This window comes from Streptomyces sp. NBC_01317 (assembly GCF_035961655.1).
Lineage (GTDB): Bacteria > Actinomycetota > Actinomycetes > Streptomycetales > Streptomycetaceae > Streptomyces.
This window is the reverse complement of sequence record NZ_CP108393.1, coordinates 6,057,841-6,082,952: the sequence shown is the minus strand read 5'-3', so window position 1 is coordinate 6,082,952 and position 25,112 is coordinate 6,057,841. Positions and strand designations below refer to the sequence as shown.

18 protein-coding genes and 1 pseudogene are annotated in these 25,112 nt (G+C 72.3%); 12 read left to right on the top strand and 7 right to left on the bottom strand.

Features of this window, described 5'->3' with window-relative positions; all coding sequences use genetic code 11:
- Window positions 1–72: 72 nt before the first annotated feature.
- The 5 genes from OG349_RS26415 to OG349_RS26395 form a co-directional block, all read right to left on the bottom strand.
- The gene (locus OG349_RS26415; RefSeq protein ID WP_327236963.1) at window positions 73–3,225 is read right to left on the bottom strand and encodes an efflux RND transporter permease subunit; all 3,153 of its coding nucleotides are present in this window, start codon (window positions 3,223–3,225) and stop codon (window positions 73–75) included.
- A 199-nt stretch (window positions 3,226–3,424) separates the two neighbouring features.
- Window positions 3,425–4,111 (bottom strand): response regulator transcription factor, encoded by a 687-nt coding sequence (locus OG349_RS26410; protein WP_327236962.1) that lies wholly within the window; start codon window positions 4,109–4,111, stop codon window positions 3,425–3,427.
- Window positions 4,108–5,490 carry a sensor histidine kinase gene (locus OG349_RS26405; protein WP_442806315.1) on the bottom strand — a complete coding sequence of 461 codons (1,383 nt, stop codon included), beginning with the start codon at window positions 5,488–5,490 and terminating at the stop codon, window positions 4,108–4,110. Before OG349_RS26405 ends, OG349_RS26410 begins: the two co-directional genes overlap by 4 nt.
- A gap of 61 nt (window positions 5,491–5,551) precedes the next feature.
- The gene (gene pspAA, locus OG349_RS26400; RefSeq protein ID WP_327236960.1) at window positions 5,552–5,833 is read right to left on the bottom strand and encodes a PspA-associated protein PspAA; all 282 of its coding nucleotides are present in this window, start codon (window positions 5,831–5,833) and stop codon (window positions 5,552–5,554) included.
- Between the two features lie 9 nt (window positions 5,834–5,842).
- Entirely contained in the window at window positions 5,843–6,628 is a 786-nt protein-coding gene (locus OG349_RS26395) for a PspA/IM30 family protein (protein WP_327236959.1), read from the bottom strand.
- Window positions 6,629–6,930: 302 nt separating this feature from the next.
- Here OG349_RS26395 and OG349_RS26390 point away from each other — a divergent pair, with 302 nt between their 5' ends.
- From OG349_RS26390 to OG349_RS26375, 4 genes are all read left to right on the top strand, one after another.
- The gene (locus OG349_RS26390) at window positions 6,931–7,521 is read left to right on the top strand and encodes a DUF3043 domain-containing protein (protein ID WP_161310187.1); all 591 of its coding nucleotides are present in this window, start codon (window positions 6,931–6,933) and stop codon (window positions 7,519–7,521) included.
- Between the two features lie 86 nt (window positions 7,522–7,607).
- The gene (locus tag OG349_RS26385; RefSeq protein WP_327236958.1) at window positions 7,608–8,315 is read left to right on the top strand and encodes a class I SAM-dependent methyltransferase; all 708 of its coding nucleotides are present in this window, start codon (window positions 7,608–7,610) and stop codon (window positions 8,313–8,315) included.
- A 53-nt stretch (window positions 8,316–8,368) separates the two neighbouring features.
- Window positions 8,369–10,153, top strand: coding sequence for an ABC transporter ATP-binding protein (locus OG349_RS26380; RefSeq protein ID WP_327236957.1), 1,785 nt, complete (start codon window positions 8,369–8,371; stop codon window positions 10,151–10,153).
- Window positions 10,154–10,255: 102 nt separating this feature from the next.
- Window positions 10,256–11,359, top strand: a complete 1,104-nt coding sequence (locus OG349_RS26375; RefSeq protein WP_327236956.1) for a S1C family serine protease — start codon at window positions 10,256–10,258, stop codon at window positions 11,357–11,359.
- A gap of 212 nt (window positions 11,360–11,571) precedes the next feature.
- Here OG349_RS26375 and OG349_RS26370 read toward each other — a convergent pair.
- Window positions 11,572–11,778: pseudogene (locus OG349_RS26370) on the bottom strand (hypothetical protein); the annotation flags it as partial.
- Between the two features lie 93 nt (window positions 11,779–11,871).
- Here OG349_RS26370 and OG349_RS26365 point away from each other — a divergent pair.
- Together OG349_RS26365 and cobT are read left to right on the top strand one after the other, a co-directional pair.
- A complete protein-coding gene (locus tag OG349_RS26365) occupies window positions 11,872–13,086 on the top strand; it encodes a bifunctional adenosylcobinamide kinase/adenosylcobinamide-phosphate guanylyltransferase (RefSeq protein WP_327236955.1) in 1,215 nt (404 codons plus the stop codon).
- Window positions 13,087–13,173: 87 nt separating this feature from the next.
- Window positions 13,174–14,286, top strand: a complete 1,113-nt coding sequence (cobT, locus tag OG349_RS26360) for a nicotinate-nucleotide--dimethylbenzimidazole phosphoribosyltransferase (protein ID WP_327236954.1) — start codon at window positions 13,174–13,176, stop codon at window positions 14,284–14,286.
- Between the two features lie 48 nt (window positions 14,287–14,334).
- Here the strand turns inward: cobT and OG349_RS26355 are convergent, their stop codons facing one another.
- Complete coding sequence (locus tag OG349_RS26355; RefSeq protein ID WP_327236953.1) at window positions 14,335–15,093, bottom strand: hypothetical protein; 759 nt, start codon at window positions 15,091–15,093, stop codon at window positions 14,335–14,337.
- 130 nt (window positions 15,094–15,223) lie between these two features.
- Between OG349_RS26355 and OG349_RS26350 the strand changes: the two genes are divergently transcribed.
- The 6 genes from OG349_RS26350 to aceE all read left to right on the top strand — a co-directional run bounded on the left by OG349_RS26350 (window position 15,224) and on the right by aceE (window position 25,048).
- Window positions 15,224–16,060 (top strand): adenosylcobinamide-GDP ribazoletransferase, encoded by an 837-nt coding sequence (locus OG349_RS26350; RefSeq protein ID WP_327236952.1) that lies wholly within the window; start codon window positions 15,224–15,226, stop codon window positions 16,058–16,060.
- Window positions 16,061–16,251: 191 nt separating this feature from the next.
- Window positions 16,252–17,784, top strand: a complete 1,533-nt coding sequence (locus OG349_RS26345) for a leucyl aminopeptidase (RefSeq protein WP_327236951.1) — start codon at window positions 16,252–16,254, stop codon at window positions 17,782–17,784.
- 297 nt (window positions 17,785–18,081) lie between these two features.
- Complete coding sequence (gene lpdA / locus OG349_RS26340) at window positions 18,082–19,470, top strand: dihydrolipoyl dehydrogenase (protein WP_327236950.1); 1,389 nt, start codon at window positions 18,082–18,084, stop codon at window positions 19,468–19,470.
- A 53-nt stretch (window positions 19,471–19,523) separates the two neighbouring features.
- Complete coding sequence (gene sucB / locus OG349_RS26335; protein WP_327236949.1) at window positions 19,524–21,413, top strand: 2-oxoglutarate dehydrogenase, E2 component, dihydrolipoamide succinyltransferase; 1,890 nt, start codon at window positions 19,524–19,526, stop codon at window positions 21,411–21,413.
- Window positions 21,414–21,522: 109 nt separating this feature from the next.
- A complete protein-coding gene (locus tag OG349_RS26330; protein WP_327236948.1) occupies window positions 21,523–22,146 on the top strand; it encodes a GntR family transcriptional regulator in 624 nt (207 codons plus the stop codon).
- A gap of 217 nt (window positions 22,147–22,363) precedes the next feature.
- On the top strand, window positions 22,364–25,048 hold the full coding sequence (gene aceE / locus OG349_RS26325) for a pyruvate dehydrogenase (acetyl-transferring), homodimeric type (RefSeq protein ID WP_327236947.1): 2,685 nt from the start codon (window positions 22,364–22,366) through the stop codon (window positions 25,046–25,048).
- Window positions 25,049–25,112 lie beyond the last annotated feature (64 nt).

Below are 25,112 nucleotides of genomic sequence, written 5' to 3'. Positions count from 1 at the left end.
ACGTACGACCGCGTGACACCGCCCCCGGAGCAGCTGCTCCGGGGGCGGTGTCGTGGGTGCCGGACCGGCCGGTCAGACCTTCGCGGGCTCCGGAGCCGAGGGCTCCGACGGGGCGGACCCCGCCTCCGGGCCGCGCTTGGCCGCCTTCTTGGCCGCCCGGCGCTCCTTGCGCAGCTCCACCATCGCGTACAGCGTCGGTACGAGCAGCAGCGTCAGGATCGTCGACGAGATCAGACCGCCGATCACCACGACCGCCAGCGGCTGGGCGATGAAGCCGCCCTCGCCGGTGATGCCCAGGGCCATCGGCAGCAGCGCGAAGATCGTCGCCAGGGCCGTCATCAGGATCGGGCGGAGCCGGTGACGGCCGCCCTCGACCACGGCCTCGACCACGCCGAGCCCCTGCTTGCGGTACTGGTTGATCAGGTCGATCAGCACGATCGCGTTGGTGACCACGATGCCGATCAGCATCAGCATGCCGATCATCGCCGGGACGCCCAGCGGGGTCCCGGTCACGATCAGCAGGCCGAGTGCGCCGGTCGCCGCGAACGGGATGGAGACCAGCAGGATCAGCGGCTGGATCAGCGACCGGAAGGTGCCGACCAGCAGCATGAAGACGATCGCGACGGCCGCCAGCATGGCGAGCCCCAGGTTGACGAAGGCGTCGTCCTGGTCCTGCGAGACACCGCCGATGGAGGCGGTCGCCCCGGCCGGCAGCTTCAGCGCGTCGATCTTCGACTGGAGCGTGGCGCTGACCGCGCCGGTGTTGTCACCGGTCGGCCTGGCCGTGATCGTCGCCGCGCGGGCGCCGTCGATCCGGGTCATCGAGACCGGCCCGGGGACGAGCGCCACATCGGCGATCTCGCCGAGCTTGACGCCGTTCAGCGGCAGGTTCTTGAGCTGGGCGATCGTCACGGCCGGGGTGGCCGAGGTGACGACGACATCGCGTTCGGTGTCGTCCAGGATCGCCGTACCGGCCTGGGTGCCGCGGACGGCCTGGCCGACCGCCGCGCCGAGCGTCGCGTCGTTGTAGCCGGCGTCCGCCGCCTTGGGCGTCGCCTTGACCGAGATGCGCGGCACGCTCTGCGCCAGGTCGCTCTGGACGTCGGTGACGTCGTCCAGCTTCGCGACGGCGTCCCGTACCTGCGCGGCGGCCTTGTCGAGCACGGCCCCGTCGGAGGCCTTCACCACGACGCTGAGGTCCTGGCTGCCGAAGCCGCCGCCCGCGGAGACCGTGGTGTCGCCGATGCCGTCGACCCCGGCCAGCTCCTTCTCGATCCGGTCCGTGGTCTCCTCGTACGTCGAGGCGTCCTTGAGCGTGATGTTGTACGACGCCTGGTTGGCGCCCGTACCGCCGCCGAAGGCCGCCAGGAAGCCGGACGAGCCGACCGTGACCTGGTAGTCCTTGATCGTGTCGATGCCCGCGAGGACCTTCTCGACCTTCTTCGCGGCGGCGTCGGCCGTGGTGAGCCCGGTGCCGGCCGGCAGCTCCTGGCTGAGGGAGATGACTTCCTGGTCGCCCTGGTCGAAGAAGTTGGTCTTGAGCAGCGGCGCCATGCCGAACGTCGCGATCAGCACAATGGCCGCGATGCCCACGCTGGTGAGGCGCTTGCGGGTGGCGAAGCGCAGCACCGGCACGTAGAAGCGCTGGAGCCTGCTCTTGTTCTCCTTCTCCTCCGCCAGGCGGCGCGCCTCGGCGGGTTCGACGCCGACGGACTCCTTCGGCGGGCGCAGGAACCAGTACGAGAACACCGGTACGACGGTCAGCGAGACGAGCAGCGAGGCGAGCAGCGCCGCCGTCACGGTGAGCGAGAACGAGCCGAACAGCTCGCCGACGATGCCGCCGACCAGTCCGATCGGCAGGAACACGGCGACGGTGGTGAGGGTGGACGAGGTGACCGCGCCCGCGACCTCCTTGACCGCGACGGTGATGGCGCTGTAGCGCTCCTCGCCGTAGCCCAGGTGCCGCTTGATGTTCTCCAGCACCACGATCGAGTCGTCGACGACCCGGCCGATCGCGATGGTCAGCGCGCCGAGGGTGAGCACGTTGAGCGAGAGGTCGCGCGTCCACAGGACGATCAGCGCCAGGACGACGGAGAGCGGGATGGAGATCGCGGTGACCAGGGTGGAGCGCAGCGAGCCCAGGAAGACCAGGATCACGATGACCGCGAAGAGCAGGCCGAGCGCGCCCTCGGTGGTCAGTCCGGAGATCGACTTGGAGACGGCCGGGCCCTGGTCGCTGGCGACGGTGAGCGTGGCGCCGGAGCCGAGGTCCTCGCGCAGGTCCGACAGCTTGTCCTGGACGGCGTCGGAGATGGCGACGGCGCTGCCGTCCTTGTCCATCGTGATCGCGATCGCGAGGCTGGGCTTGCCGTTCGTACGGGCCAGGGAGACCGCGGTGGACGGCTTCTGCTCGACGGTGGCGAGGTCACCGAGCCGTACGGGCTTCGCCGGCTTGGCCGGGCCCGCGCCGCCGGGGGCGGGCTGGGGGGTGATCCGCAGGTCCTCGATCTGCCGGAGCGAGGTGTAGCCGCCGCCGACCTGCACGGTACGGCTCTTGCCGTCCTCCTCGAAGGAACCGGCGGGGACGGTCGCGCCGCCGGTCCTGAGCGCGTCGGCGAGTGCCTGGTTGCTCAGACCCGCCGCGGCGAGCTTCCCGGGGTCGGGGGTGACGGAGACCTGGAGGTCCCGCACGCCGTCGACGGTGACCTGGCCGACGCCGTCGATGTCCTCCAGCGCGGGGACGACCGAGCGGTCCAGCTGGTCGGCGAGCGCCTGCTGGTCCTTGTCGGAGGTGACGGCGAGGACGACGGTCGGGATGTCGTCCGTCGAGCCGGCCACGACCTGCGGGTCGACCGTGTCGGGGAGCTGGCTGCGGGCCCGGTTCACGGCCTGCTGGACGTCCGCGACGAGCTGCTTGGTGTTCTCGCTGCCGAAGTCGAAGCTGGCCATGACGACGGCGTTGCCCTCGCTGGCCGTGGAGGTGACACCGCTGATGCCGTCGACGGCCTTGAGCGAGTTCTCCAGCGGCTCGACGACCTGCTTCTCGACCACGTCGGGCGAGGCGCCCTGGTAGGGGGCGAGCACGGAGACGATCGGCAGTTCGATGGACGGCAGCAGCTGTTGCTTGAGCTGAGGGATCGCGATCGCGCCGAAGACGATCGCGATGATCGACATCAGCCCTATCAGGGCCCGTTGCGCGAGGCTGAATCTGGACAGCCAGGACATGGGGTCTCTCTTCTGTGGTGTACGCGGCAGGGTGGGCGCGGGAGCCCGACCGGGGAAGTCTGCGGGGACGGTCCCACCGTGCGGGCACAGTGGCGGCCGTCCTCCTCTACGATCTGCCATCCCCGGGGCGGATGCGTAGGCCGTAGGTCCATTTCCTTACGCGCCGCATACCGCGTCTGGAGTACGCGGCGGCGTAGCGTCACTCCACCCTTGGACGGACCAGGCCCGATTCGTACGCGATTACCACCAATTGGGCGCGGTCGCGGGCGCCGAGTTTGGCCATCGCCCGGTTCACATGGGTCTTGACGGTCAGCGGGCTCACCGCGAGGCGCTCGGCGATCTCGTCGTTGGAGTGGCCGCCCGCGACCAGGACCAGGACCTCGCGCTCGCGCACGGTGAGCGCGGTGAGGCGTTCGGAGTAGGCCGCCGCGTCCCGGTCGTCCACCGAACTCCCGCCCTGGGCGAGGAAGGTGGCGATCAGGCCCTTGGTCGCGAGGGGCGAGAGCAGCGCCTCGCCCGCGGCGGCGATCCGGATCGCGTTGAGCAGTTCCTCGGGCTCCGCGCCCTTGCCGAGGAAGCCGGAGGCGCCCGCGCGCAGCGACTGGACCACGTACTCGTCCACCTCGAACGTCGTCAGCATCACGACGTGCACCCCGGCGAGTTCGGGGTCGGCGCTGATCATGCGGGTGGCGGCGAGGCCGTCCGTACCGGGCATCCGGATGTCCATCAGGACGACGTCGGCGCGCAGTTCGCGCGCGAGGGTGACGGCCTGGGCGCCGTCGGCGGCCTCGCCGACGACCTCCATGTCCGGCTCGGAGTCGACCAGGACGCGGAAGGCGCTGCGCAGCAGCGTCTGGTCGTCGGCGAGCAGCACCCTGATGGTCATGCGGTCTCCCCGGTGGGCGCGGTGGGCGCGGTCCGTGCCGGTGGCACGGGTGGCGCGGTGGGTGGGGGCGGTACGGAGGCGGTCCGCGCGGGCGGCGTCGCGGGGGGCGCCTGGAGGTGCCCCTTCACCGGGAGTATGGCCTGGGTGCGGAAGCCGCCCCCGTAGCGGGGTCCCGCGGTGAGGGCGCCGCCGAGCGCGGTGACGCGTTCGCGCATGCCGAGGAGGCCGTGGCCGCTGCCGTCGGCCGGTTCGCCGGTGCCTTCGCCGTTGTCGAGCACGGTGACCTCGATCGTGGGGCCGACCCGTACGACACTCACCTCTGCCCTGGCGCCGGGGCCCGCGTGCTTCCGCGTGTTGGTCAGGGCCTCCTGGATGATCCGGTACGCGGCGAGGTCGACGGCGGCGGGCAGGCGCGGGACGCCCTCGCCGGCCGCGAAGGTGACGGGCAGGCCCGCGTTGCGGAAGGTCTCCAGGAGCCCGTCGACGTGCGCGAGTCCGGGGGCCGGCTCGGTGGGCGCCTCCGGGTCGCCGGACTGGCGCAGCAGCCCGACGGTGGCGCGCAGCTCGTTGAGCGCGGAGCGGCTGGCCTCCCGTACGTGGGCGAGGGCTTCCTTGGCCTGGTCGGGGCGCTTGTCCATGACGTGGGAGGCGACGCCCGCCTGGACGTTGACCAGGGCGATGTGGTGCGCGACGACGTCGTGGAGGTCGCGGGCGATACGGAGGCGTTCCTCGGCGACGCGGCGGCGGGCCTCCTCCTCGCGGGTCCGTTCCGCGCGTTCGGCCCGCTCGCGTATCGCGTCGATGAAGGCGCGCCGGCTCCGTACGGCGTCCCCAGCCGCGCACGCCATGCCGCTCCAGGCGAAGATCGCGAGGTTCGCCTGGGCATACCAGGGTCCTGAGCCGAAGCACATCGCGGCGGCGGTGAGGACGGTCATGGTGGCGAGGCCGACCCGCCAGGTGGTGGGGCGGTCGGTGTGGGCGGCGACGGTGTAGAGCGCGACGACGGCGCTGACGACGACGGGGGCCGGGGGGTCGCCGGTGACCAGTTCCACAGCGGTGACCGCGCCGGCGCACAGCAGGACGGGCATGGGGGCGCGGCGGCGCAGGACGATCAGGCAGGCGCCGAGGAGCATCAGGCAGACGCTGAGGACGGTGGGGCTGCGGGTGCCGAAGGTGGGGGTGTTGTGGCCGGTGCTCGGATCGGCGAAGGAACCGACCAGCATGGCGACGAAGACGGCGGCGGCGAGGACACCGTCGGGCGCGAGGGGATGCGCGCGGGCCCAGGTCCGGGAGCGCGTGAACGCGGTGCCGAGGGAGGTCGTCGTCACCTGGGCCACGGTACGGGGTGCGGGAAGCGCGGGAGCCGCCGCGGAAAGCATGGCGCCCCACACCTGGAGGCGTGGGGCGGCCGAGGTGCGGGACGCCTCGGACAGGATCTGTTCAGACCGACGGGATCAGGCCGTCGTCGTTGAGCAGCGCGCGGACCTCGTCCAGCGTCGCGCCCGGCGCCGGCAGGATCAGCCCCGACGGCTCCAGAGTGTCGTCCGCCAGTGGCTCGCCCAGCTCTCGGACCTTGCCCAGGAGGGCGTGGAAGGTACGGCGGAAGCCGTCCTCGTCGCCGCCCCTGACCTCGGCCAGCAGTTCGTCGTCCAGTGTGTTCAGTTCGGCCAGGTGGCTGTCCGCCAGCTTCACCTGACCCTCCCCCATGATCCGTACGATCATGACGAGCCCCTACTGTTTGTTGAATTTGTCCGGGTTCTGGGGGGCGTCCTGCTTGTCGCCCTGGCCGCCCTCGATCGCCTGCTGAGGCGAACCGCCGGCGAGCTCCGCCTTCATGCGCTGGAGCTCCAGCTCCACATCCGTACCACCGGAGATCCGGTCCAGCTCGGCGGCGATGTCGTCCCGCGCCACGCCCGACTGGTCCTCCAGCGCGCCCGACGCGAGCAGCTCGTCGATCGCGCCCGCCCTGGCCTGGAGCTGGGCCGTCTTGTCCTCGGCCCGCTGGATCGCCATGCCGACGTCGCCCATCTCCTCGGAGATGCCCGAGAAGGCCTCCCCGATCCGGGTCTGCGCCTGCGCGGCCGTGTACGTGGCCTTGATCGTCTCCTTCTTCGTACGGAAGGCGTCGACCTTGGTCTGGAGGCGCTGCGCGGCGAGCGTGAGCTTCTCCTCCTCGCCCTGGAGCGTGGTGTGCTGCGTCTCCAGGTCGGTGACCTGCTGCTGGAGCGCGGCGCGGCGGGACAGCGCCTCACGCGCCAGGTCCTCGCGGCCGAGCGCCAGCGCCTTGCGGCCCTGGTCCTCCAGCTTGGTCGACTGCCCCTGGAGCTGGTTCAGCTGAAGCTCCAGGCGCTTGCGCGAGGTAGCCACGTCGGCCACACCACGCCGCACCTTCTGGAGCAGTTCGAGCTGCTTCTGGTACGAGTAATCGAGGGTCTCGCGCGGATCCTCGGCCCGGTCAAGGGCCTTGTTTGCCTTCGCGCGGAAGATCATCCCCATACGCTTCATGACACCGCTCATGGGCTTCGCGCGCCCCCTTCTGACGGACGTGAGATCCAGCACTTCAACAGAACCCACAGTACGGGCCCTGTCTCTATTACCGCACTGTTCGGAGGCGAATGCGCTCCTCCCCAAGGACGACTGTTCCCCGATCCGGTCAGGCGCGAGGAGTAGGTGACCCTGAGGAAACTCAGGTACAACATGCGCACAACAGGCCCGGAACGGACAAAGTCCGCGTCTGTACCGGTAGAGACGTCCGCTGTTGCGGGATCGTTCCCCGCGGGGGTGGGGCCCAACCGCGACACCCCGTACCCTTGGGCTTTGTGTTCCGTAGCCGCGCCAATACAGAGAAGGCCGCCACTCAGGTGACGTCGGACCTCTCCACGCAGACCCGCGACCCGCAGGCCCCCAAGGGCCGCCCGACCCCGAAGCGCAGTGAGGCACAGTCGCAGCGGCGGCGTGCCTCGACGCCGACCGACCGCAAGTCGGCCATGAAGCAGCAGCGCGAGGCGCGCCGCACCGACATGGCCCGCCAGCGCGCCGCGCTGGCCAGTGGCGACGAGCGGTTCCTGCCGGCCCGCGACAAGGGCCCGGTGCGCCGCTATGTCCGCGACTACGTGGACTCACGCTTCTGCATGGCGGAGTTCTTCCTGCCGCTCGCGGTGGTGATCCTGGTCCTGAGCATGGTCCGGGTGGGTTCGCTCCAGAACATCGCGCTGCTGCTCTGGCTCGGCGTGATCGTGCTGATCGTCGTCGACTCGATCGGCCTGTGGCTGCGGCTGAAGAAGCAGCTGGCGGAGCGCTTCCCCGACACCCCCAAGCGGGGCGCGGTGGCCTACGGGCTGATGCGTACGCTCCAGATGCGCCGCCTGCGTCTGCCGAAGCCGCAGGTCAAGCGCGGACAGCGGCCCTGAGCAGCGGAGTCTCCGGTTTCGCGGGAGCCTCGAAAGGCTGGCTCGCCGGGCTCGGAGGGGTACGCAACGTCGTCCGCCAGGAACTGGTGGCACGGCAGCTGGACGAGCAGATCGCGGCCCGCTACCCGGTGGGGCAGCGGCTGAGGATCCTCGACGTCGGCATGGGCCAGGGCACGCAGGCCCTGCGGCTGGCGCGCGCCGGGCACACGGTGACCGGCCTGGAGTCCGACGGGGACATGCTGGCGACGGCCCGCGAGGCGCTCGCGGGCGAGCCCGCGGGGATACGTGAGCGCGTCACGCTGATCGAGGGCGACGGCCTGGAGACCGGGGTCCACTTCCTGCCCGGCAGCTTCGACGTGGTGCTCTGCCACGGCGTGCTGATGTACGTCCGGGAGCCCGACGCGATGCTCGCGGGGCTGGCCAGGATGCTGGCGTCCGGCGGTCTGCTCTCGTTACTGGTGAGGAACGCGGACGCGCTCGCGCTGCGCCCCGGCCTCGCCGGGGACTGGCCGGGGGCGCTGAACGCCTTCGAAACGGACACGTACACCAACCGCCTGGGTGTCCAGGTCCGCGCGGACCGGCTCGACGCCCTGACGGCGACGCTCGCGGGGATCGCCGCGCCGCTGCACGCCTGGTACGGGGTACGGGTCTTCACGGACCTCGCCCCGAACGGCACCCCGCCCCCGGACGACGGCGACCTGGAGCGGCTGCTGGCCGCGGAGGACCGCGCGGGGCGGACGGAGCCGTACCGGAGGGTCGCCGCGCTGCTCCATCTGTGTGGCGTACGGGGCTGAAACCGGCCGGGACGTGAGTCAGGTACGGACCCCCGTGCCGCGTCCTCACCGGCGTGAGTGGAATCGAGAGCGGCGTGGACACCCCGCCCGAGCTGTCCGGCCGTGAGACCTGGCGCGCCCTCCACCGCCATTTCCGCCCGCACCGCCGCGTCGTGGCCCTGGGCGCGTTCCTCGCGCTCGTCGGCGCCGCCACCGGCCTGGCCCAGCCGCTCGCGGCGAAGGCTCTGGTCGACCGGCTCGGCGAGGACGGGTCGATCACGGGGATCCTGCTGCTGCTCACCGGGCTGGTGCTGTTCGGCACGGCCGTCGAGTCGGTGGGCTCGTACCTGCTGGAGCGGACCGCCGAGTCCGTCGTCCTCGCCGCGCGGCGGACCCTGATCGGACGGCTGCTGCGGCTGCGGCTCCCGGAGGTGGAGCGCACCCAGCCGGGCGACCTGATGTCACGCGTCACGTCGGACACCACCCTGCTGCGCGCGGTGACGACCCAGTCGATCGTCATGGCGGCCACCGGCGGTCTCGCGTTCGTGGCGACGATCGTCCTGATGGGCGTGATGGACGTGGTGCTGCTCGGGGTGACCCTCGGTGTGATCGTGCTGATCGGCGGGGCCGTCGCGCTGGTGATGCCGAGGATCGCGGAGGCGACCCGGCGGTCCCAGGAGGCGGTCGGGGAGATATCGACCGTGCTGGAGCGGGCGTTCGGCGCGTTCCGTACGGTCAAGGCGTCCGGCGCGGAGGAACGGGAGAGCGCCGTGGTGGAGGCGGCGGCCCAGGAGGCGTGGCGGCACGGCGTCCGGTCCGCGAAGTGGCAGTCCGTGGCGTCCACCTCGGTCGGGCTCGCCGTGCAGGTGTCGTTCCTGGCGGTGCTGGGCATCGGCGGGGCGCGGGTGGCGTCGGGGGCGATCTCCGTGTCGACGCTCATCGCCTTCCTGCTGTTCCTGTTCTATCTGATCGATCCGGTGTCGAAGCTGGTCAACGCCGTGACGCAGTACCAGGTCGGCTCGGCCGCCGTCGCCCGGATCACGCAGGCGGAGCGGCTGGAGACGGAGGAGGAGTCCCTGGTGGACCCGGCCGGGGTGATACCGGCAGGCGCGGGGGGCGCCGCCTCGGTCACCTTCGAGGACGTCACCTTCCGGTACCGCGAGGATCTGCCGTACGTCCATCACGGCGTCTCCTTCGAGGTGCCGGGCCCCGGCATGACCGCCTTCGTCGGCCCGTCGGGCGCGGGCAAGACCACGGTGTTCGGCCTGATCGAGCGGTTCTACGAGGCGACCGGCGGCCGGGTCCTGGTCGACGGGAAGGACGTCCGTGACTGGCCGCTCGCCACGTTGCGGGCCGCCATCGGCTACGTCGAGCAGGACGCCCCCGTACTCGCCGGGACGCTGCGGGAGAATCTGGTCTTCGCCGCGCCGGACGCCTCCGAGGAGGCGATACGGAACGTGCTCCTGCGGTCCCGGCTCGACGGGCTCGTGGCGCGGCTGCCGGACGGCCTGGAGACGCTGGTCGGCCACCGGGGGTCGAAGCTGTCGGGCGGGGAGCGCCAGCGGGTGGCGATCGCGCGGGCGCTGCTGCGGGGGCCGCGGCTGCTGCTCCTGGACGAGGCGACCTCGCAGCTGGACGCGGTCAACGAGATGGCGCTGCGGGACGTCGTGGCGGAGGCGGCCCGTGAGGTGACGGTGCTGGTGGTGGCGCACCGGCTGTCCACGGTCACGCTCGCGGACCGGATCGTGGTGATGGACGCGGGGAAGGTACGGGCGGTGGGCACGCACGAGCAGCTGGTGGCGGAGGATCCGCTGTACGGGGAGCTGGCGGCCACTCAGTTCCTCGCGTCGGCGCGGTAGGGCGGCGGCGGCCGGGTGAGCCGGACCCGGCGGGTGGACGGCACCCCCTGATCGGCCGCGTACCGCAGGCGCCACCCTGCGGACAAAAGGGATACTCCGGGCATGAATGCTTCCCTTCTCCGGGGCCGTGCGCGCCGGCTGCTGCTGCCCCTGACCGCCGGGATCTGCGCGGTCGCCCTCGCCGCCGGCTGCTCGGGCACCGACTCGGGCCGCGACGACACGGGGGCCGCCGACGTGGCCGGGGCCGACCTTCCGGCCCGGGCCGCGTCCGTGGAGCGCGCCCAGAACGACCTCCAGAGCGCCTACGAGAGCGTCATCAAGAACGTGCTGCCGTCGGTCGTCGAGATCGACGCGGGGAACGCGCTCGGTTCCGGCGTCATCTTCGACACCCAGGGCCACATCGTCACCAACGCCCATGTCGTCGGCTCGCAGAAGACCTTCGCGGTCACCGTCGCCACCCGGGAGCAGCCGCTGGAGGCGCGCCTGGTCGCCAGCTTCCCGCAGGGGGACCTCGCCGTCATCAAGTTGACGAACGTCCCCTCCGGGCTCAAGGCGGCCAAGTTCGGCGACTCCTCCCAGGTGGCGGTCGGTCAGATCGTGCTGGCCATGGGGTCGCCGCTGGGCCTGTCGAGCAGCGTCACCCAGGGCATCGTCTCGGCGGTCGGCAGGACCGTGACCGAGAGCGACTCGGGCGGCGGGACGGGCGCGACGATCGCCAACCTGGTGCAGACGTCGGCGGCGATCAACCCGGGCAACAGCGGCGGGGCGCTGGTCAACCTGGACAGCGAGGTCATCGGCATCCCGACCCTGGCCGCGACCGACCCCCAGGAGGGCGACAGCGCCGCGCCGGGCATCGGGTTCGCGATCCCCGGGTCGACGGTGCAGAACGTCGCCGGGCAGATCATCAAGAGCGGGCGCGTCACCAACTCGGGCCGGGCGGCCCTCGGGATCACCGGCCGTACGTTCCTCGGCACCGACTTCCAGCCCGCCGGGGTGGCGGTCGTCTCGGCCACCAAGGGCGGGCCCGCGGCCGGCGCGGGGATCAAGGCCGGGGACATCATCACCAAGGTGGGCGCCGACCAGGTCACCACGATCCAGTCGCTGTCCGAGACGCTCGCGTCCGACAGCCCCGGGGAGAAGGTCCAGGTGACGTACATCCGCCAGGGCGCGACCCGGACGGCGAACGTCACCCTCGGCGAGATGTAGGCGTACGGCATGCGGGCGTACGGCATGCGGGGGCAAGGCGTTCAGGGGCAGGGGAAAGGGCGCCCGTGGACCTTCCGGTCCTCAGGCGCCCCGCGCTCCGGACCCGGTCAGGCCTGGTCGGTGGCCTGGTCGGTGGCCTCGTCCGCGGCCTTCGCGTCGGACGCGGTGCCGGCCTCCGCGTCGGCCTCGGGCTCCGCCTCGCCGGGCGCGTCGGCCTGGTCCGCGTGCAGGCTCATCGGGCCGTAGATCTTGGTGCTGTCCTCGAAGAGGTGCACCTGGTCGGCGCCGCCCGCGAGCAGCTCCTTCCACGCCTCACCGATCCAGGACTCGGCGTCCCCCTGCGTGGTGAACTCCTCGGGCTCCACCGCCGGCGGGACCTCTGTCCCGTCGGACTTCTCGAACCGCCACGTCCACGCCATGTGCGCCTCCCGGATCCTGCCCAACTGATCAGCTTCCTGCCCGCAGCGTAGCCGGGCGCGCACCGTACGAGGCGACACGGGAGGATCATCTCCGTGGAACTGACTCTGCTCGGCACCGGAGCCCCCGCCGGGCTCCCCCGCCCCGACTGCCCCTGCGCCGCCTGCGCCACCGCCCGCGGCGCCCTGGCCCGCGCCGCGACGGCGCTGCTGGTGGACGGGGTCCTGCTGCTCGACCTCACTCCCGGGGCCGCGCTGGCCGCCGCGCGCGCGGGGCACTCCCTGGCGGGCGTACAGCAGGTCCTGCTCACCCATCCGCACGACGGGCCCGCCGTGGAGCTGCCGGTGGGGCTGCCCGCGGCGGGGCGGGTCGCGGACGGGCGGGTGCTGACGCTCCTCAGCGGGCACCGGGTCAGGGCGCTGGCGATGGACGCGCCCGGCACCGGGTACGAGGTGACGGCGCCCGGCGGCGAGCGCCTGCTGTACCTGCCGCCGGGCGGCGCGCCCGCCGGGCTCCCGGACGGTCCCGGCCGGGGGGCGACGGCTCCGTACGACCTGGTGGCGGCCGATGTGACCGGCCGTCCCGACGCGGTGGCGCGGCTGCGGGCGAACGGGGCGATCGGGGCGTCCACGGACCTCGTCGCGGTCCACCTCGACCACGACGTACCGCCCGGCGCCGAGCTGGACCGGCGGCTCGCGGCGGCGGGCGCGCGGGCGGTGCCGGACGGGACGACGGTGTCGGTCGGCGCGTACCGCGCGGTGCCGCGGGTGCCGCGCCGCACGCTGGTGACGGGCGGGGCCCGGTCCGGCAAGTCGTGGGAGGCGGAACGGCGGCTGGCCACGTTCCCCGGGGTGGTGTACGTGGCGACCGGCGGCGGCCGGGACGGTGACGCGGAGTGGGACGCGCGGGTACGGACGCACCGCGAGCGCAGGCCGGGCAGCTGGCAGACGGTCGAGACCCGCGACCTGGTGCCGCTGCTCGCGCGGGAGGGGCCGCCGCTGCTGGTCGACTGTCTGTCGCTGTGGCTGACGGACGCGATGGACCGGGTGGACGCGTGGAACGAGGAGGCGTGGGAGCCGGGCGGCCGCAGGGCGCTGCGGGAGCGGACGGCGGAGCTGGTCGCGGCGGTCCGCGCGACCCCGCGCACGGTGGTCCTGGTGACGAACGAGGTCGGCTCGGGCATCGTCCCGGCGCACGTCTCGGGCCGCCTGTTCCGCGACGAACTGGGCCGCCTGAACGCGGCGGTCGCCGAGCAGTGCGAACACGTCCTGCTGGTGGTGGCGGGGCAGTCCTTGACGCTGCGGGGGTGAGGCGGGGGCGACACCGCGGGTCGAGGCTCGCGACGCCCCCGATCCCACCGCCGTTCAACCACGGCCGGGTTCGCTAGTGTTCGGCGAATGAGCTCGCTTAATCTCGACGACTTCTCCGATCTGATCGAGCGCCCCGACGGCGGTACGCGGCGTGACGCCGAGGAACGCCGCGAGCGGCTGGTCGTGCCGCCCGGGTTTCTCGGGCGCCTCGACGAGCTGGGCGAGTGGCTCTCCGCCGCGCAGGGGTCCGTCCCGGTCAGGGCGATCCGGCAGCCGCGTGCGGTGGTGTTCGCCGGTGACCACGGGGTGGCCTCGCTGAACGTGTCGGGACGCCCCGCGGGCAGTACGCACGAACTGGTGCGGGCCGTGCTGGAGGGCGCGAGCCCCGCCGCCGTGCTGGCCCGCAGGGCGGGCGTGCCGGTGCGGATCATCGACGCCGGACTGGACTGCGATCCCGGGCTGCTGCCCGACGAGGTCGTACGGCACCGGGTGCGGCGCGGCAGCGGCCGTATCGACATCGAGAACGCGCTGACGTTCGAGGAGGCCGAGCAGGCCGTACGCCTCGGCATGCGCGTCGCCGACGAGGAGGCGGACTCCGGTACGGATCTGCTCGTCCTGGGCGATCTGAGCGTCGGCGGTACGACTCCGGCCTCCACCCTGATCGCCGCCCTGTGCGGCACGGACGCCTCGGTGGTCACCGGGCGCGGCAGCGCGGGCATCGACGACCTGGCGTGGATGCGCAAGTGCGCGGCCGTCCGGGACGCGCTGCGCCGGGCGCGGCCGGTCCTCGGCGACCAGTTGGAGCTGCTGGCGACGGTGGGCGGCGCGGATCTGGCGGCGATGACGGGCTTCCTGCTCCAGAGCGCGGTGCGCCGGGTGCCGGTGGTCCTGGACGGTGTGGTGTCGGCGGCCTGCGCGCTGGTCGGCCAGCGGGCGGCGTTCCGCGCGCCCGACTGGTGGCTGGCGGGCCACATGAGCGGCGAGCCCGCCCAGGCGAAGGCGCTGGACCGGATGGCGCTGGTGCCGCTGCTCGACCAGGGCGTCACGGTCGGCGAGGGTACGGGGGCGCTGCTCGCCCTGCCCCTGGTCCAGGCGGCGGCCGCCCTGGCGGCGGAACTGCCGGAGGCGCCCCTCTCCCCCGCTCCCGAGAAGGACACGGAGGACGAGGCGGAGGACGAGGCGGAGGACGAGACGGACTGACCTCATCTGACCTCGCGCCCGCCTTCGTACCGGCGCACGCGGGCCCCCTCAGTGCGGGGTCCGCGCCGGGTCCGGGCTCGGGGCGCCGCCGATCAGGTCCTGGAAGCGGCGTCGCGGCCCCACCCAGCGTTTGTCGTGGTGGTAGGCGCGCAACGTGCTTCTCGCCCGCTTCTTGTGGCGCCCCCGGTAGAAGCGTTTGGCCCAGGGCGAGCCCGGCCGCGCCAGCCGGATCGCGCCGGTGAGCGCCACGAACGGCACCAGCGTGCCGACCAGCGCCATGCGCAGCTTGCCCTTGAACGCCGCGATCAGCACGAAGGCGAAGTTGACGAGGAGCGTGGCGATCACCGACGTCCGGTTCTCCTGCTGCTGGGTCGTCAGGGAGTTGACCTCCACCGGCGAGAACCCGCTGAGCACCAGCAGCGCCAGCGCCGCCGCCGTGACCACCACCTCCACGCTCTGGCGCCCCTGCTCGGACCAGTAGACGTCCTGGAGGTGGAGGATCAGCGCGAACTCGTCCAGCACGAGCCCCGCGCCGAGGCCGAAGATCACCGCGCACACGCAGGCCGTGACCCCCTGCGTCCCGCTGCCGACCGCGCCGAAGCCGCCGATGACGGTGAGGATCACCCCCGGGACCACATGGTGGATATGCATCCCACCCGGTGAGATGTTCCGGAACGGCCCCTTCCCGGCCCGGATGAGCCGGGTCACCGTACGGGTCACCGCGAAGGTCAGCACGAAGGACGCGAGCGCGAGCAGGGCGGGCAGCTTGCCCGGCTCGACGATGTTCTGGTGAAACCAGTTACCCATGCCACCTGCTTCCGGAGTGCCGGACGGGACGGTACGACGTGACGGTATGGGAAGTTTGCGGGATTCAGCGCCTTTTGAGGGGGCGTTGGGTGTCAGCGTCCGGTGGCGCCCCCCGGCTACCCTTCGCGCGATGACTTCCACCGACGGCTCCACGGACGGCTCCCCGGGCGGCATACCGGCGGACACCTCACGCGCCTCGCTCGCCGACGGCGTGCGCTTCGCCTTCGGCACCCTCACCGTGCTGCCGGTCCGGGTGACCCGCTGGGACCGGCCGGCCGCCGGCGCCGGGATGCGGGCCGCGCCGCTCGTGGGCCTGGTGGTCGGCCTGGCCGCGGCGGCCGTCGGCGCCGTCCTGCTGCGAGCGGGTACCGGCCCCCTCCTCGCGGCCGTCGCCGCCGTCGCCGTACCGGCCGTACTGACGCGGGGACTTCACCTGGACGGTCTCGCGGACACCGCGGACGGTCTGGGCAGCGGGAAGCCGGCCGAGGACGCCCTGCGGATCATGAAACGGTCGGACATCGGCCCGTTCGGCGTGATCACGCTGCTGCTCGTCCTGCTCGGGCAGGTCGCGGCGGTGTCCGAGCTGTACGGGCAGGGCGGGGCGCGCGGCGCGGTGGCCCTGGCCGTGTCCGGGGTGTCCGCCCGGCTCGTACTCACCCTCGCCTGCCGTGCGGGCGTGCCCCCGGCCCGCCCCGACGGCCTGGGCGCGGCCGTCGCCGGAGCCGTACCGGTACGCGCCGCGGTGCTCACGGCGCTGGCGGCCACGGCGGTCTGCGCGGTGGCGGGCGGGGCGTTCGGGTTCACCGGGTCCGTCCACCACGTCCTGGCGGTGCTGGCCGCGCTGGGCGCCGCGCACCTGCTGCTCGGGCACTGCGTCCGGCGCTTCGGCGGGATGACGGGGGACGTCCTGGGCGCCCTGGCCGAAACCGCCGCCACCACCGCACTCGTCGTGCTGACCCTCGGCTGACCCCCGGCCGCCGCCGGCGGGGGGACGCGGGCCCGGGTCCGCTCGGCCAACGCCCCCGTGAACGCCGGATCTCACCGAGCGTAGGCTCCTTCCCGGCGGGCACCAGGCCGAATCGGTCTTACTATGCGGCGGGCACGGTCGGCCCATCCCTCGACCGCCGAAAAACTCAACGGAAGCGAGATTTCACCACCGTGACTGCTCTCACTCTCAGCACTGCCGGGGCGGCGACGCTGCGCGCCGACGTGATCGTCGTCGGCGTCGCGAAGGGCGCCGGGGGGCCGGTTGTCGCGCCCGGCGCCGAAGCCGTGGACCAGGCGTTCGACGGCAAGCTCGCCGCCGTCCTGGAGACCCTGGGCGCGTCGGGCGCCGAGGGCGAGGTGACCAAGCTCCCCGCCCCCTCCGGCCTGAAGTCGCCGGTCGTCCTCGCGGTCGGCCTGGGCTCCGCGCCGGACAAGGACGGGGCGTACGGCTCCGAGGCGCTGCGCCGCGCCGCCGGCGCCGCCGCCCGCGCCCTGTCGGGCACGAAGAAGGCCGCGTTCGCGCTGCCCGTCGAGGCCGCCGAGGACGTCGAGGCCATCGCCGAGGGCGCCCTTCTGGGCGCGTACGCCTTCACCGTCTACCTGGGCGGCGAGAAGTCGGCCAAGAAGAACGGCAACGGCCCGAAGCTGCCGCTCGGCGAGGTCGCCCTGCTGGGCGCCAAGCCCCGCGACAAGGCCCACAAGGCCGCGGCGGACCGCGCGATCGCGCTGACCGAGGAGGTCAACCGCGCCCGCGACCTGATCAACACCCCGCCGAACGACCTCACCCCCGAGGGCTTCGCCGCCGTGGCCACCGCCGCCGGCAAGGACCACGGCGTCAAGGTGCAGGTCCTCGATGAGAAGGCGCTCGCCAAGGGCGGCTTCGGCGGCATCCTCGGCGTGGGCCAGGGCTCGGTGAACCCGCCGCGCCTGGTGAGGCTCGCGTACACCCACCCCGAGGCGGAGAAGACGCTCGCCCTGGTCGGCAAGGGCATCACGTACGACTCGGGCGGCATCTCGCTCAAGCCCCCGGGGCACAACGAGACGATGAAGTGCGACATGAGCGGCGCCGCCGCCGTGTTCGCCGCCGTCGTCACGGCCGCCCGGCTCGGCCTGCGCGTCAACGTCACGGGCTGGCTCGCCCTGGCCGAGAACATGCCCTCGGGCTCCGCCACCCGCCCGGGTGACGTCCTGCGCATGTACAGCGGCAAGACCGTCGAGGTCCTCAACACCGACGCGGAGGGGCGGCTGGTCCTCGCGGACGCGCTGACCCGCGCCTCGGAGGAGAGCCCCGACGCGATCGTCGACGTGGCGACGCTGACGGGCGCGATGGTCCTGGCGCTGGGCAACCGCACCTTCGGGATCATGTCGAACGACGACGCGTTCCGTACGTCCATCCACGAGATCGCCGAGGAGGTCGGCGAGGCCTCGTGGCCGATGCCGCTCCCCGCCGACCTGCGCAAGGGCATGGACTCCCCCACCGCCGACATCGCCAACATGGGTGAGCGGATGGGCGGCGGCCTGGTCGCCGGGCTCTTCCTGAAGGAGTTCGTCGGCGAGGGCATCACGTGGGCGCACCTCGACATCGCGGGCCCCGCCTTCCACGAGGGGGCGCCGTTCGGCTACACCCCCAAGGGCGGTACGGGCTCCGCGATCCGCACCCTGGTCAAGCTCGCCGAGCGCACCGCCTCCGGCGACCTGGGCTGAGCCTTCCGCCCGGTCCGGTCCCGCCCCGGCGCGGGCCGGACCGGGCGGGCCCCGGTGGCGGGCGGCTCCGGGGAGCCAAAGAAATACGGACGTTCGTGCGGGCGTTACGGCGTCGGGGGTGCTCCATCACACGTCCCGGACCCCGGCCCCGCGTCCCGCGTGCCGTGAACAAGTGCGAAGATGGGTTCTCGGCAGGACAGGGCCCCCACCACAGGGCCGAAGAATCAGCGGCCGAAGACCAGCCGCCGCGACGGTCATCGATGACCGCGCCCGGCGCACATGCATGGAGGACGTGACGTGGCGAACGACGCCAGCACCGTTTTCGACCTAGTGATCCTCGGCGGCGGGAGCGGCGGTTACGCCGCGGCGCTGCGCGGAGCGCAGCTGGGCCTGGACGTCGCACTGATCGAGAAGAACAAGCTGGGCGGCACCTGCCTGCACAACGGCTGCATTCCCACGAAGGCCCTGCTGCACGCGGGCGAGATCGCCGACCAGGCGCGCGAGAGCGAGCAGTTCGGGGTCAAGGCCACCTTCGAGGGCATCGACATCGCGGGCGTCCACAAGTACAAGGACGACGTGATCGCCGGCCTGTACAAGGGGCTCCAGGGCCTGGTCGCCTCGCGCAAGGTGACGTACATCGAGGGTGAGGGCCGGCTGTCCTCCCCCACCTCCGTGGACGTGGACGGGCAGCGGATCCAGGGCCGTCACGTCCTGCTCGCGACCGGTTCCGTACCGAAGTCGCTGCCGGGTCTGGTCATCGACGGCGAGCGGATCATCTCCTCGGACCACGCGCTGACGCTGAACCGCGTCCCGGAGTCCGCGATCATCCTGGGCGGCGGCGTCATCGGCGTCGAGTTCGCCTCGGCGTGGAAGTCCTTCGGCACCGAGGTCACGATCATCGAGGGCCTCAAGAACCTCGTCCCGGTCGAGGACGAGAACAGCTCCAAGCTGCTGGAGCGGGCCTTCCGCAAGCGTGGCATCAAGTTCAACCTCGGCACGTTCTTCGACAAGGCCGAGTACACGCAGGACGGCGTCCGCGTGACGCTGGCCGACGGCAAGACCTTCGAGGCGGAGGTGCTGCTGGTCGCGATCGGCCGCGGCCCGGTCTCGCAGGGACTCGGGTACGAGGAGCAGGGCGTCGCGATCGACCGCGGCTACGTCGTCGTCGACGAGTACATGCGCACGAACGTGGAGACGATCTCCGCGGTCGGCGACCTCGTCCCGACCCTCCAGCTCGCCCACGTCGGCTTCGCCGAGGGCATCCTCGTCGCGGAGCGGCTGGCCGGGCTCAAGACCGTCCCGATCGACTACGACGGCGTGCCCCGGGTGACGTACTGCCACCCCGAGGTCGCCTCCGTGGGCATCACCGAGGCCAAGGCCAAGGAGATCTACGGCGCGGACAAGGTCGTCGCCCTCAAGTACAACCTCGCGGGCAACGGCAAGAGCAAGATCCTCAAGACCGCGGGCGAGATCAAGCTCGTCCAGGTCAAGGACGGCGCCGTCGTCGGCGTCCACATGGTCGGTGACCGTATGGGCGAGCAGGTCGGCGAAGCTCAGCTGATCTACAACTGGGAGGCTCTGCCGGCCGAGGTCGCGCAGCTCATCCACGCGCACCCGACGCAGAACGAGGCGCTCGGCGAGGCCCACCTGGCGCTCGCGGGCAAGCCCCTCCACTCCCACGACTGACTCAGTCCGGGCGACGACCACCTACCGCACATTCGTTAGGAGCAACTGAAACCATGGCGGTTTCCGTAACCCTGCCGGCGCTCGGCGAGAGCGTCACCGAGGGCACTGTCACCCGCTGGCTGAAGGCCGAGGGTGAGCGCGTCGAGGCCGACGAGCCGCTGCTCGAGGTCTCCACCGACAAGGTCGACACCGAGATTCCCGCGCCCGTCGCCGGTGTGCTCGCGTCCATCAAGGTCGCCGAGGACGAGACCGTCGAGGTCGGCGCCGAACTGGCCGTCATCGACGACGGCTCCGGCGCGCCCGCGGCCGACGCGGCCCCGGCCGCCGAGGCCGCACCGGCCCCCGCCCAGGAGGCCCCCGCCCCGGAGCAGGCTCCGGCCCAGGCGGCCCCGCAGCAGCCGGCCCCGGCTCCCGCGGCGGTCCCCTCGACCGAGACCCAGGCCCCGGCTCCCGCCCCCACCGCGCAGGCAGCGGCGGGCGGCGGCGGCGCCGAGGGCACCGATGTCGTCCTTCCCGCGCTCGGCGAGAGCGTCACCGAGGGCACCGTCACCCGCTGGCTCAAGGAGGTCGGTGAGTCGGTCGAGGCCGACGAGCCGCTCCTGGAGGTGTCCACCGACAAGGTGGACACCGAGATCCCCGCCCCGGTCGCCGGCGTCCTGCTGGAGATCGTGGTCGCCGAGGACGAGACCGCCGAGGTCGGCGGCCGGCTCGCCGTCATCGGCGCTCCGGGTGCCGCACCGGCCCCGGCAGCGGCTCCGGCCGCTCCCGCCCCGGCGGCGGCTCCGGCTCCCGCCCCGGCCGCCCAGGCACCGGCACCGGCTCCGGCGGCTCCCGCGCCGGCTCCGGCTCCGGCTCCGCAGCCCGCCGCGCCCGCGCCCGCCCCGGCGGCTCAGGCACCGGCGGCTCCGGCCCCCGCCCCCGCCCCGCAGAAGGCCGCTCCGGCCCCCGCCCCGGCCAAGCCCGCCACCCCGGCCCCGGCTCCCGCCGCGACCGCCGGTGACGACGGCGCGTACGTGACCCCGCTGGTCCGCAAGCTCGCCTCCGAGAACGGTGTCGAGCTGGGCTCGGTCAAGGGCACCGGCGTCGGCGGCCGCATCCGCAAGCAGGACGTCCTCGCCGCCGCGGAGGCCGCCAAGGCAGCCGCGCAGGCAGCCGCTTCCGCCCCCGCCGCGCCGGCCCCGGCCGCCGCGTCGAAGGCGCCGAAGCTGGAGACGTCCCCGCTGCGCGGGCAGACCGTCAAGATGACCCGGATGCGCAAGGTCATCGGCGACAACATGATGAAGGCCCTGCACGAGCAGGCGCAGCTGACCTCCGTGGTCGAGGTGGACATCACCAAGCTGATGCGTCTGCGCAACCAGGCGAAGGAGTCGTTCGCGGCCCGGGAGGGCGTCAAGCTCTCGCCGATGCCGTTCTTCGTCAAGGCCGCGGCCCAGGCGCTGAAGGCCCACCCGGTCATCAACGCCCGGATCAACGAGGGCGAAGGCACGATCACCTACTTCGACACCGAGAACATCGGTATCGCGGTGGACTCCGAGCGCGGTCTGATGACCCCGGTCATCAAGGGCGCCGGCGACCTGAACATCGCCGGTATCTCCAAGAAGACCGCGGAGCTGGCGGCGGCGGTCCGCGCCAGCAAGATCACGCCGGACGACCTGGCCGGCGGCACCTTCACCATCAGCAACACCGGTTCGCGCGGTGCGCTGTTCGACACGATCATCGTTCCCCCGAACCAGGCCGCGATCCTCGGCATCGGTGCCACCGTCCGGCGCCCGGTGGTCATCAACCACCCGGACCTCGGCGAGACCATCGCGGTGCGCGACATGACGTACGTCGCGCTCTCCTACGACCACCGGCTGGTGGACGGCGCCGACGCGGCCCGTTACCTGACGGCGGTCAAGGCGATCCTGGAAGCCGGCGAGTTCGAGGTCGAACTCGGCCTGTAGGGCTCTCGGAGACACCCAGTACGGCGACGGCGCCCCTGTCCGGATCACTCCGGGCGGGGGCGCCGCCGTATCGTCTACCCATCGACCCTGTCCCCGAGGAGCGCCTCCCATGACTCCGCCCGTCGTCCACTCGCTGCGCGAGCAGATCCGCGAGCACATCGTGGAGGGGATCGTCAGTGGCCGCTGGAAGCCGGGCGAGCGGATCGTCGAGCGGCGGATCGCCACCGAGCTCCAGGTCAGCCAGACGCCGGTGCGGGAGGCGCTGCGGGAGCTGGAGAGCCTGCGGCTGATCGAGTCGGCGCCGAACAAGGGCGTACGGGTACGGAACCTGACGGCGGCCGACCTGGAAGAGAGCTATCCGGTACGGGCCGGCCTGGAGCAGATCGCGGCGGAGCTGGCGGCGGAGAAGCTGGCACGGGACTGCTCGGCGCTGGAACCGCACGTGGCGGCGCTCTACGACGCGGACCGCACGGCCGACGGGACGGCGCAGGTGCGGCACACGGTGGGCTTCCACCGGGAGCTGGTGCGGGCCGCCGGGAACGCGGTGCTGCTGCACACCTGGGAGGGGCTGGGCATCGAGGTGTTCACCGCGCTGTCGATCCGCTGGCTCGGCACCGTACAGAAGTCGTACGCGGAGGAGCACCAGGATCTCGTCGAGGCGTTCCGGCGGCGGGATCCGACCATCGGCGCTCTGGTGAAGGTGCATGTGCTCGGATGTGCGCCGCGCGCCTGATTCATGCCCTTTTGACATGACTTATCGAGCGTCACTGGGTGCCCTGGTCCACGGCACGGAATGCCACTTTCTTCAGAACGTGAAGTTTTACCCAGCACCCCTTTGATCGATCATCGATCAGCGACTTACAGTCGAACGCGGACTGCACCCAGTCCTTCGCCCTGTCCTGCCAGACAAGGCCCTTCTCCACCCCCCTCCTGTCCGGAAGGCGGCGACCATGCCCGACCCCGTAGGCAAGCTTCCGAGCGAGCTCGACCAGCTCCCGGACCGTGACACCGAGGAGACCGCCGAATGGGCGGCCTCCCTGGACGCCGTCACCGAGCATGCCGGCCCCCACCGCGCCGCGTACCTGCTGCGCCGCACCCTCCAGCACGCCGGGACCGCCGGGGTCCAGGTGCCGGCCCTGCTGGAGTCCGACTACGTCAACACCATCCCCACCGCCGCCGAGCCCGCCTTCGGCGGCGACGAGGCGATGGAGTCCCGGATCACCGCCTGGAACCGCTGGAACGCGGCCGCGATGGTCACCCGCGGAGCCCGCTACGGCGTCGGCGGCCACATCGCCACCTTCGCCTCGGCCGCCTGGCTCTACGAGACGGGCTTCAACCACTTCTTCCAGGGCAAGGAGGGGGACGGCAGCGGCGACCAGCTCTACATCCAGGGCCACGCCTCCCCCGGCATCTACGCCCGCGCGTTCCTCGACGGACGCCTCAGCGAGCAGGACCTGGACCACTTCCGCCAGGAGGCGGGCGGCCAGGGGCTCCCCTCGTACCCGCACCCGCGCCGATTGCCCTGGCTGTGGGAGTTCCCCACCGTCTCCATGGGCCTCGGCCCGCTCTCCGCGATCTACCAGGCGCGCTTCAACCGCTACCTGGCCAACCGCGGCATCAAGGACACCTCCGCCTCGCACGTGTGGGCGTTCCTGGGTGACGGCGAGATGGACGAGCCCGAGTCGACGGCGTCCCTCGCCCTCGCCTCCCGCGAGAAGCTCGACAACCTGACCTTCGTCATCAACTGCAACCTCCAGCGCCTCGACGGCCCGGTCCGCGCGAACTTCAAGATCGTGCAGGAGCTGGAGGCGCAGTTCCGCGGCGCCGGCTGGAACGTCATCAAGTCGCTGTGGGGCTCCGCCTGGGACGAGCTGTTCGCCCTGGACACCACGGGCGCGCTCGTACGGCGCCTGCGCGAGGTGCCCGACGCGCAGTTCCAGACGTACGCGACCCGTGACGTGGCGTACATCCGCGAGCACTTCTTCGGCGCCGAGCCGGCCCTCGTGGAACTGGCCAGACTGCTGACGGACACGAAGATCGCGGAGTGTTTCTTCACCTCGCGCGGCGGCCACGAGGCCCGCAAGGTGTACGCGGCCTACCGCGCCGCCCTCGCCCACAAGGGCGCGCCGACCGTGATCCTCGCCCAGACGGTGAAGGGCTACACGCTCGGCGCCGGCTTCGAGTCGCGCAACGCCAACCACCAGATGAAGAAGCTCTCCGGCGACCAGTTCCGCACCATGCGCGACCTGCTCGACCTGCCCATCCCGGACTCGAAGCTGGACGACGGTCTGGTGCCGTACGGCCACCCCGGTGCCGACTCCCCCGAGGTCCGCTACCTCCAGGAGCGGCGCGCGGAGCTGGGCGGTCCCGCCCCGGCCCGCCGGACGCACGCGGTCGCGCTGCCCGCGCCCGCCGAGAAGCCCTTCCAGACGGTCCACAAGGGCTCGGGCTCCCAGCCGGTCGCCACGACCATGGCGTTCGTCCGCCTGATGAAGGACCTCATGCGGGACAAGGAGACCGGCAAGCGCTGGGTCCCCATCGTCCCCGACGAGGCGCGCACCTTCGGCATGGAGGCGCTCTTCCCCGCGTACGGCATCTACTCGCCGCTCGGCCAGACCTACGACCCGGTCGACCGCGACCAGTTGCTCTACTACAAGGAAGCCAAGGACGGGCAGATCCTCAACGAGGGGATCACCGAGGCCGGTTCGATGGCCGACTTCATCGCCGCCGCGACGTCGTACGCGACGCACGGCGAAACGATGATCCCGTTCTACATCTTCTATTCGATGTTCGGCTGGCAGCGCACGGGCGACCAGATGTGGCAGCTCGCCGACCAGCTCGGCAAGGGCTTCATCGTCGGCGCCACCGCGGGCCGCACGACCCTGACGGGCGAGGGCCTCCAGCACGCCGACGGCCACTCCCACCTCATCGCGTCCACGAACCCGGCCGCGCTGAACTACGACCCGGCGTTCGCGTACGAGATCGCCGTGATCGTCAAGGACGGCCTGCGGCGGATGTACACGCCCACCCCCGAATTCCCCTCGGGCGAGGACGTCTTCTACTACCTCACGGTCTACAACGAGCCGATGCCGCAGCCCGCGCTGCCCGAGGGCGTCGAGGAGGGCATCCTCAAGGGCCTGTACCGCTTCAAGGAGGGTGTGCCCGCCACGGCCGACTCGCCGCGCATACAGCTGCTCGCGTCGGGCACGGCGATCCACTGGATCCTGGAGGCCCAGGACCTGCTGGCCGCCGACTGGGGCGTCACCGCCGACGTGTGGTCCGCCACCTCCTGGGGCGAGCTGCGCCGCGACGGCCTCGCGGCCGACGAGGCGCTGCTGCGCGGCGAGGAGCGGGTGCCGTACGTGACCCGCGCGCTGGCCGGCGCGCCGGGCCCGGTGCTGGCGGTCAGCGACTGGATGCGCCAGGTCCCCGACCAGATCAGCCAATGGGTCGAGCAGGACTACACCTCGCTCGGGACGGACGGCTTCGGCCTCTCCGACACCCGCGAGGCGGCCCGCAGGCACTTCGGCGTGGACGCCAGGTCGGTTGTCGTCGCGGCGCTCGCGCAGCTGGCGCGGCGCGGCGAGGTGAAGCCGGAGAAGGTCCTGGAGGCACGGGAGCGCTACGGCCTCTGAGCCCCCCGCGCCGCACCCTCCGCCCTCTCCCCTGTACGGATCCTGCCTCCCCGCACGGATTCCG

What these genes read in the sequence shown, in the direction of transcription:
- OG349_RS26330 (WP_327236948.1), top strand. Translation starts at nt 21,523, where the DNA reads ATGACTCCGCCCGTCGTCCACTCGCTGCGCGAGCAGATCCGCGAGCAC.
- OG349_RS26355 (WP_327236953.1), bottom strand. Translation starts at nt 15,093, where the DNA reads ATGGGTAACTGGTTTCACCAGAACATCGTCGAGCCGGGCAAGCTGCCC.
- OG349_RS26410 (WP_327236962.1), bottom strand. Translation starts at nt 4,111, where the DNA reads ATGACCATCAGGGTGCTGCTCGCCGACGACCAGACGCTGCTGCGCAGC.
- aceE (WP_327236947.1), top strand. Translation starts at nt 22,364, where the DNA reads ATGCCCGACCCCGTAGGCAAGCTTCCGAGCGAGCTCGACCAGCTCCCG.
- pspAA (WP_327236960.1), bottom strand. Translation starts at nt 5,833, where the DNA reads ATGATCGTACGGATCATGGGGGAGGGTCAGGTGAAGCTGGCGGACAGC.
- OG349_RS26405 (WP_442806315.1), bottom strand. Translation starts at nt 5,490, where the DNA reads ATGCTTTCCGCGGCGGCTCCCGCGCTTCCCGCACCCCGTACCGTGGCC.
- OG349_RS26350 (WP_327236952.1), top strand. Translation starts at nt 15,224, where the DNA reads ATGACTTCCACCGACGGCTCCACGGACGGCTCCCCGGGCGGCATACCG.
- sucB (WP_327236949.1), top strand. Translation starts at nt 19,524, where the DNA reads ATGGCGGTTTCCGTAACCCTGCCGGCGCTCGGCGAGAGCGTCACCGAG.
- cobT (WP_327236954.1), top strand. Translation starts at nt 13,174, where the DNA reads ATGAGCTCGCTTAATCTCGACGACTTCTCCGATCTGATCGAGCGCCCC.
- OG349_RS26415 (WP_327236963.1), bottom strand. Translation starts at nt 3,225, where the DNA reads ATGTCCTGGCTGTCCAGATTCAGCCTCGCGCAACGGGCCCTGATAGGG.
- OG349_RS26395 (WP_327236959.1), bottom strand. Translation starts at nt 6,628, where the DNA reads ATGAGCGGTGTCATGAAGCGTATGGGGATGATCTTCCGCGCGAAGGCA.
- OG349_RS26375 (WP_327236956.1), top strand. Translation starts at nt 10,256, where the DNA reads ATGAATGCTTCCCTTCTCCGGGGCCGTGCGCGCCGGCTGCTGCTGCCC.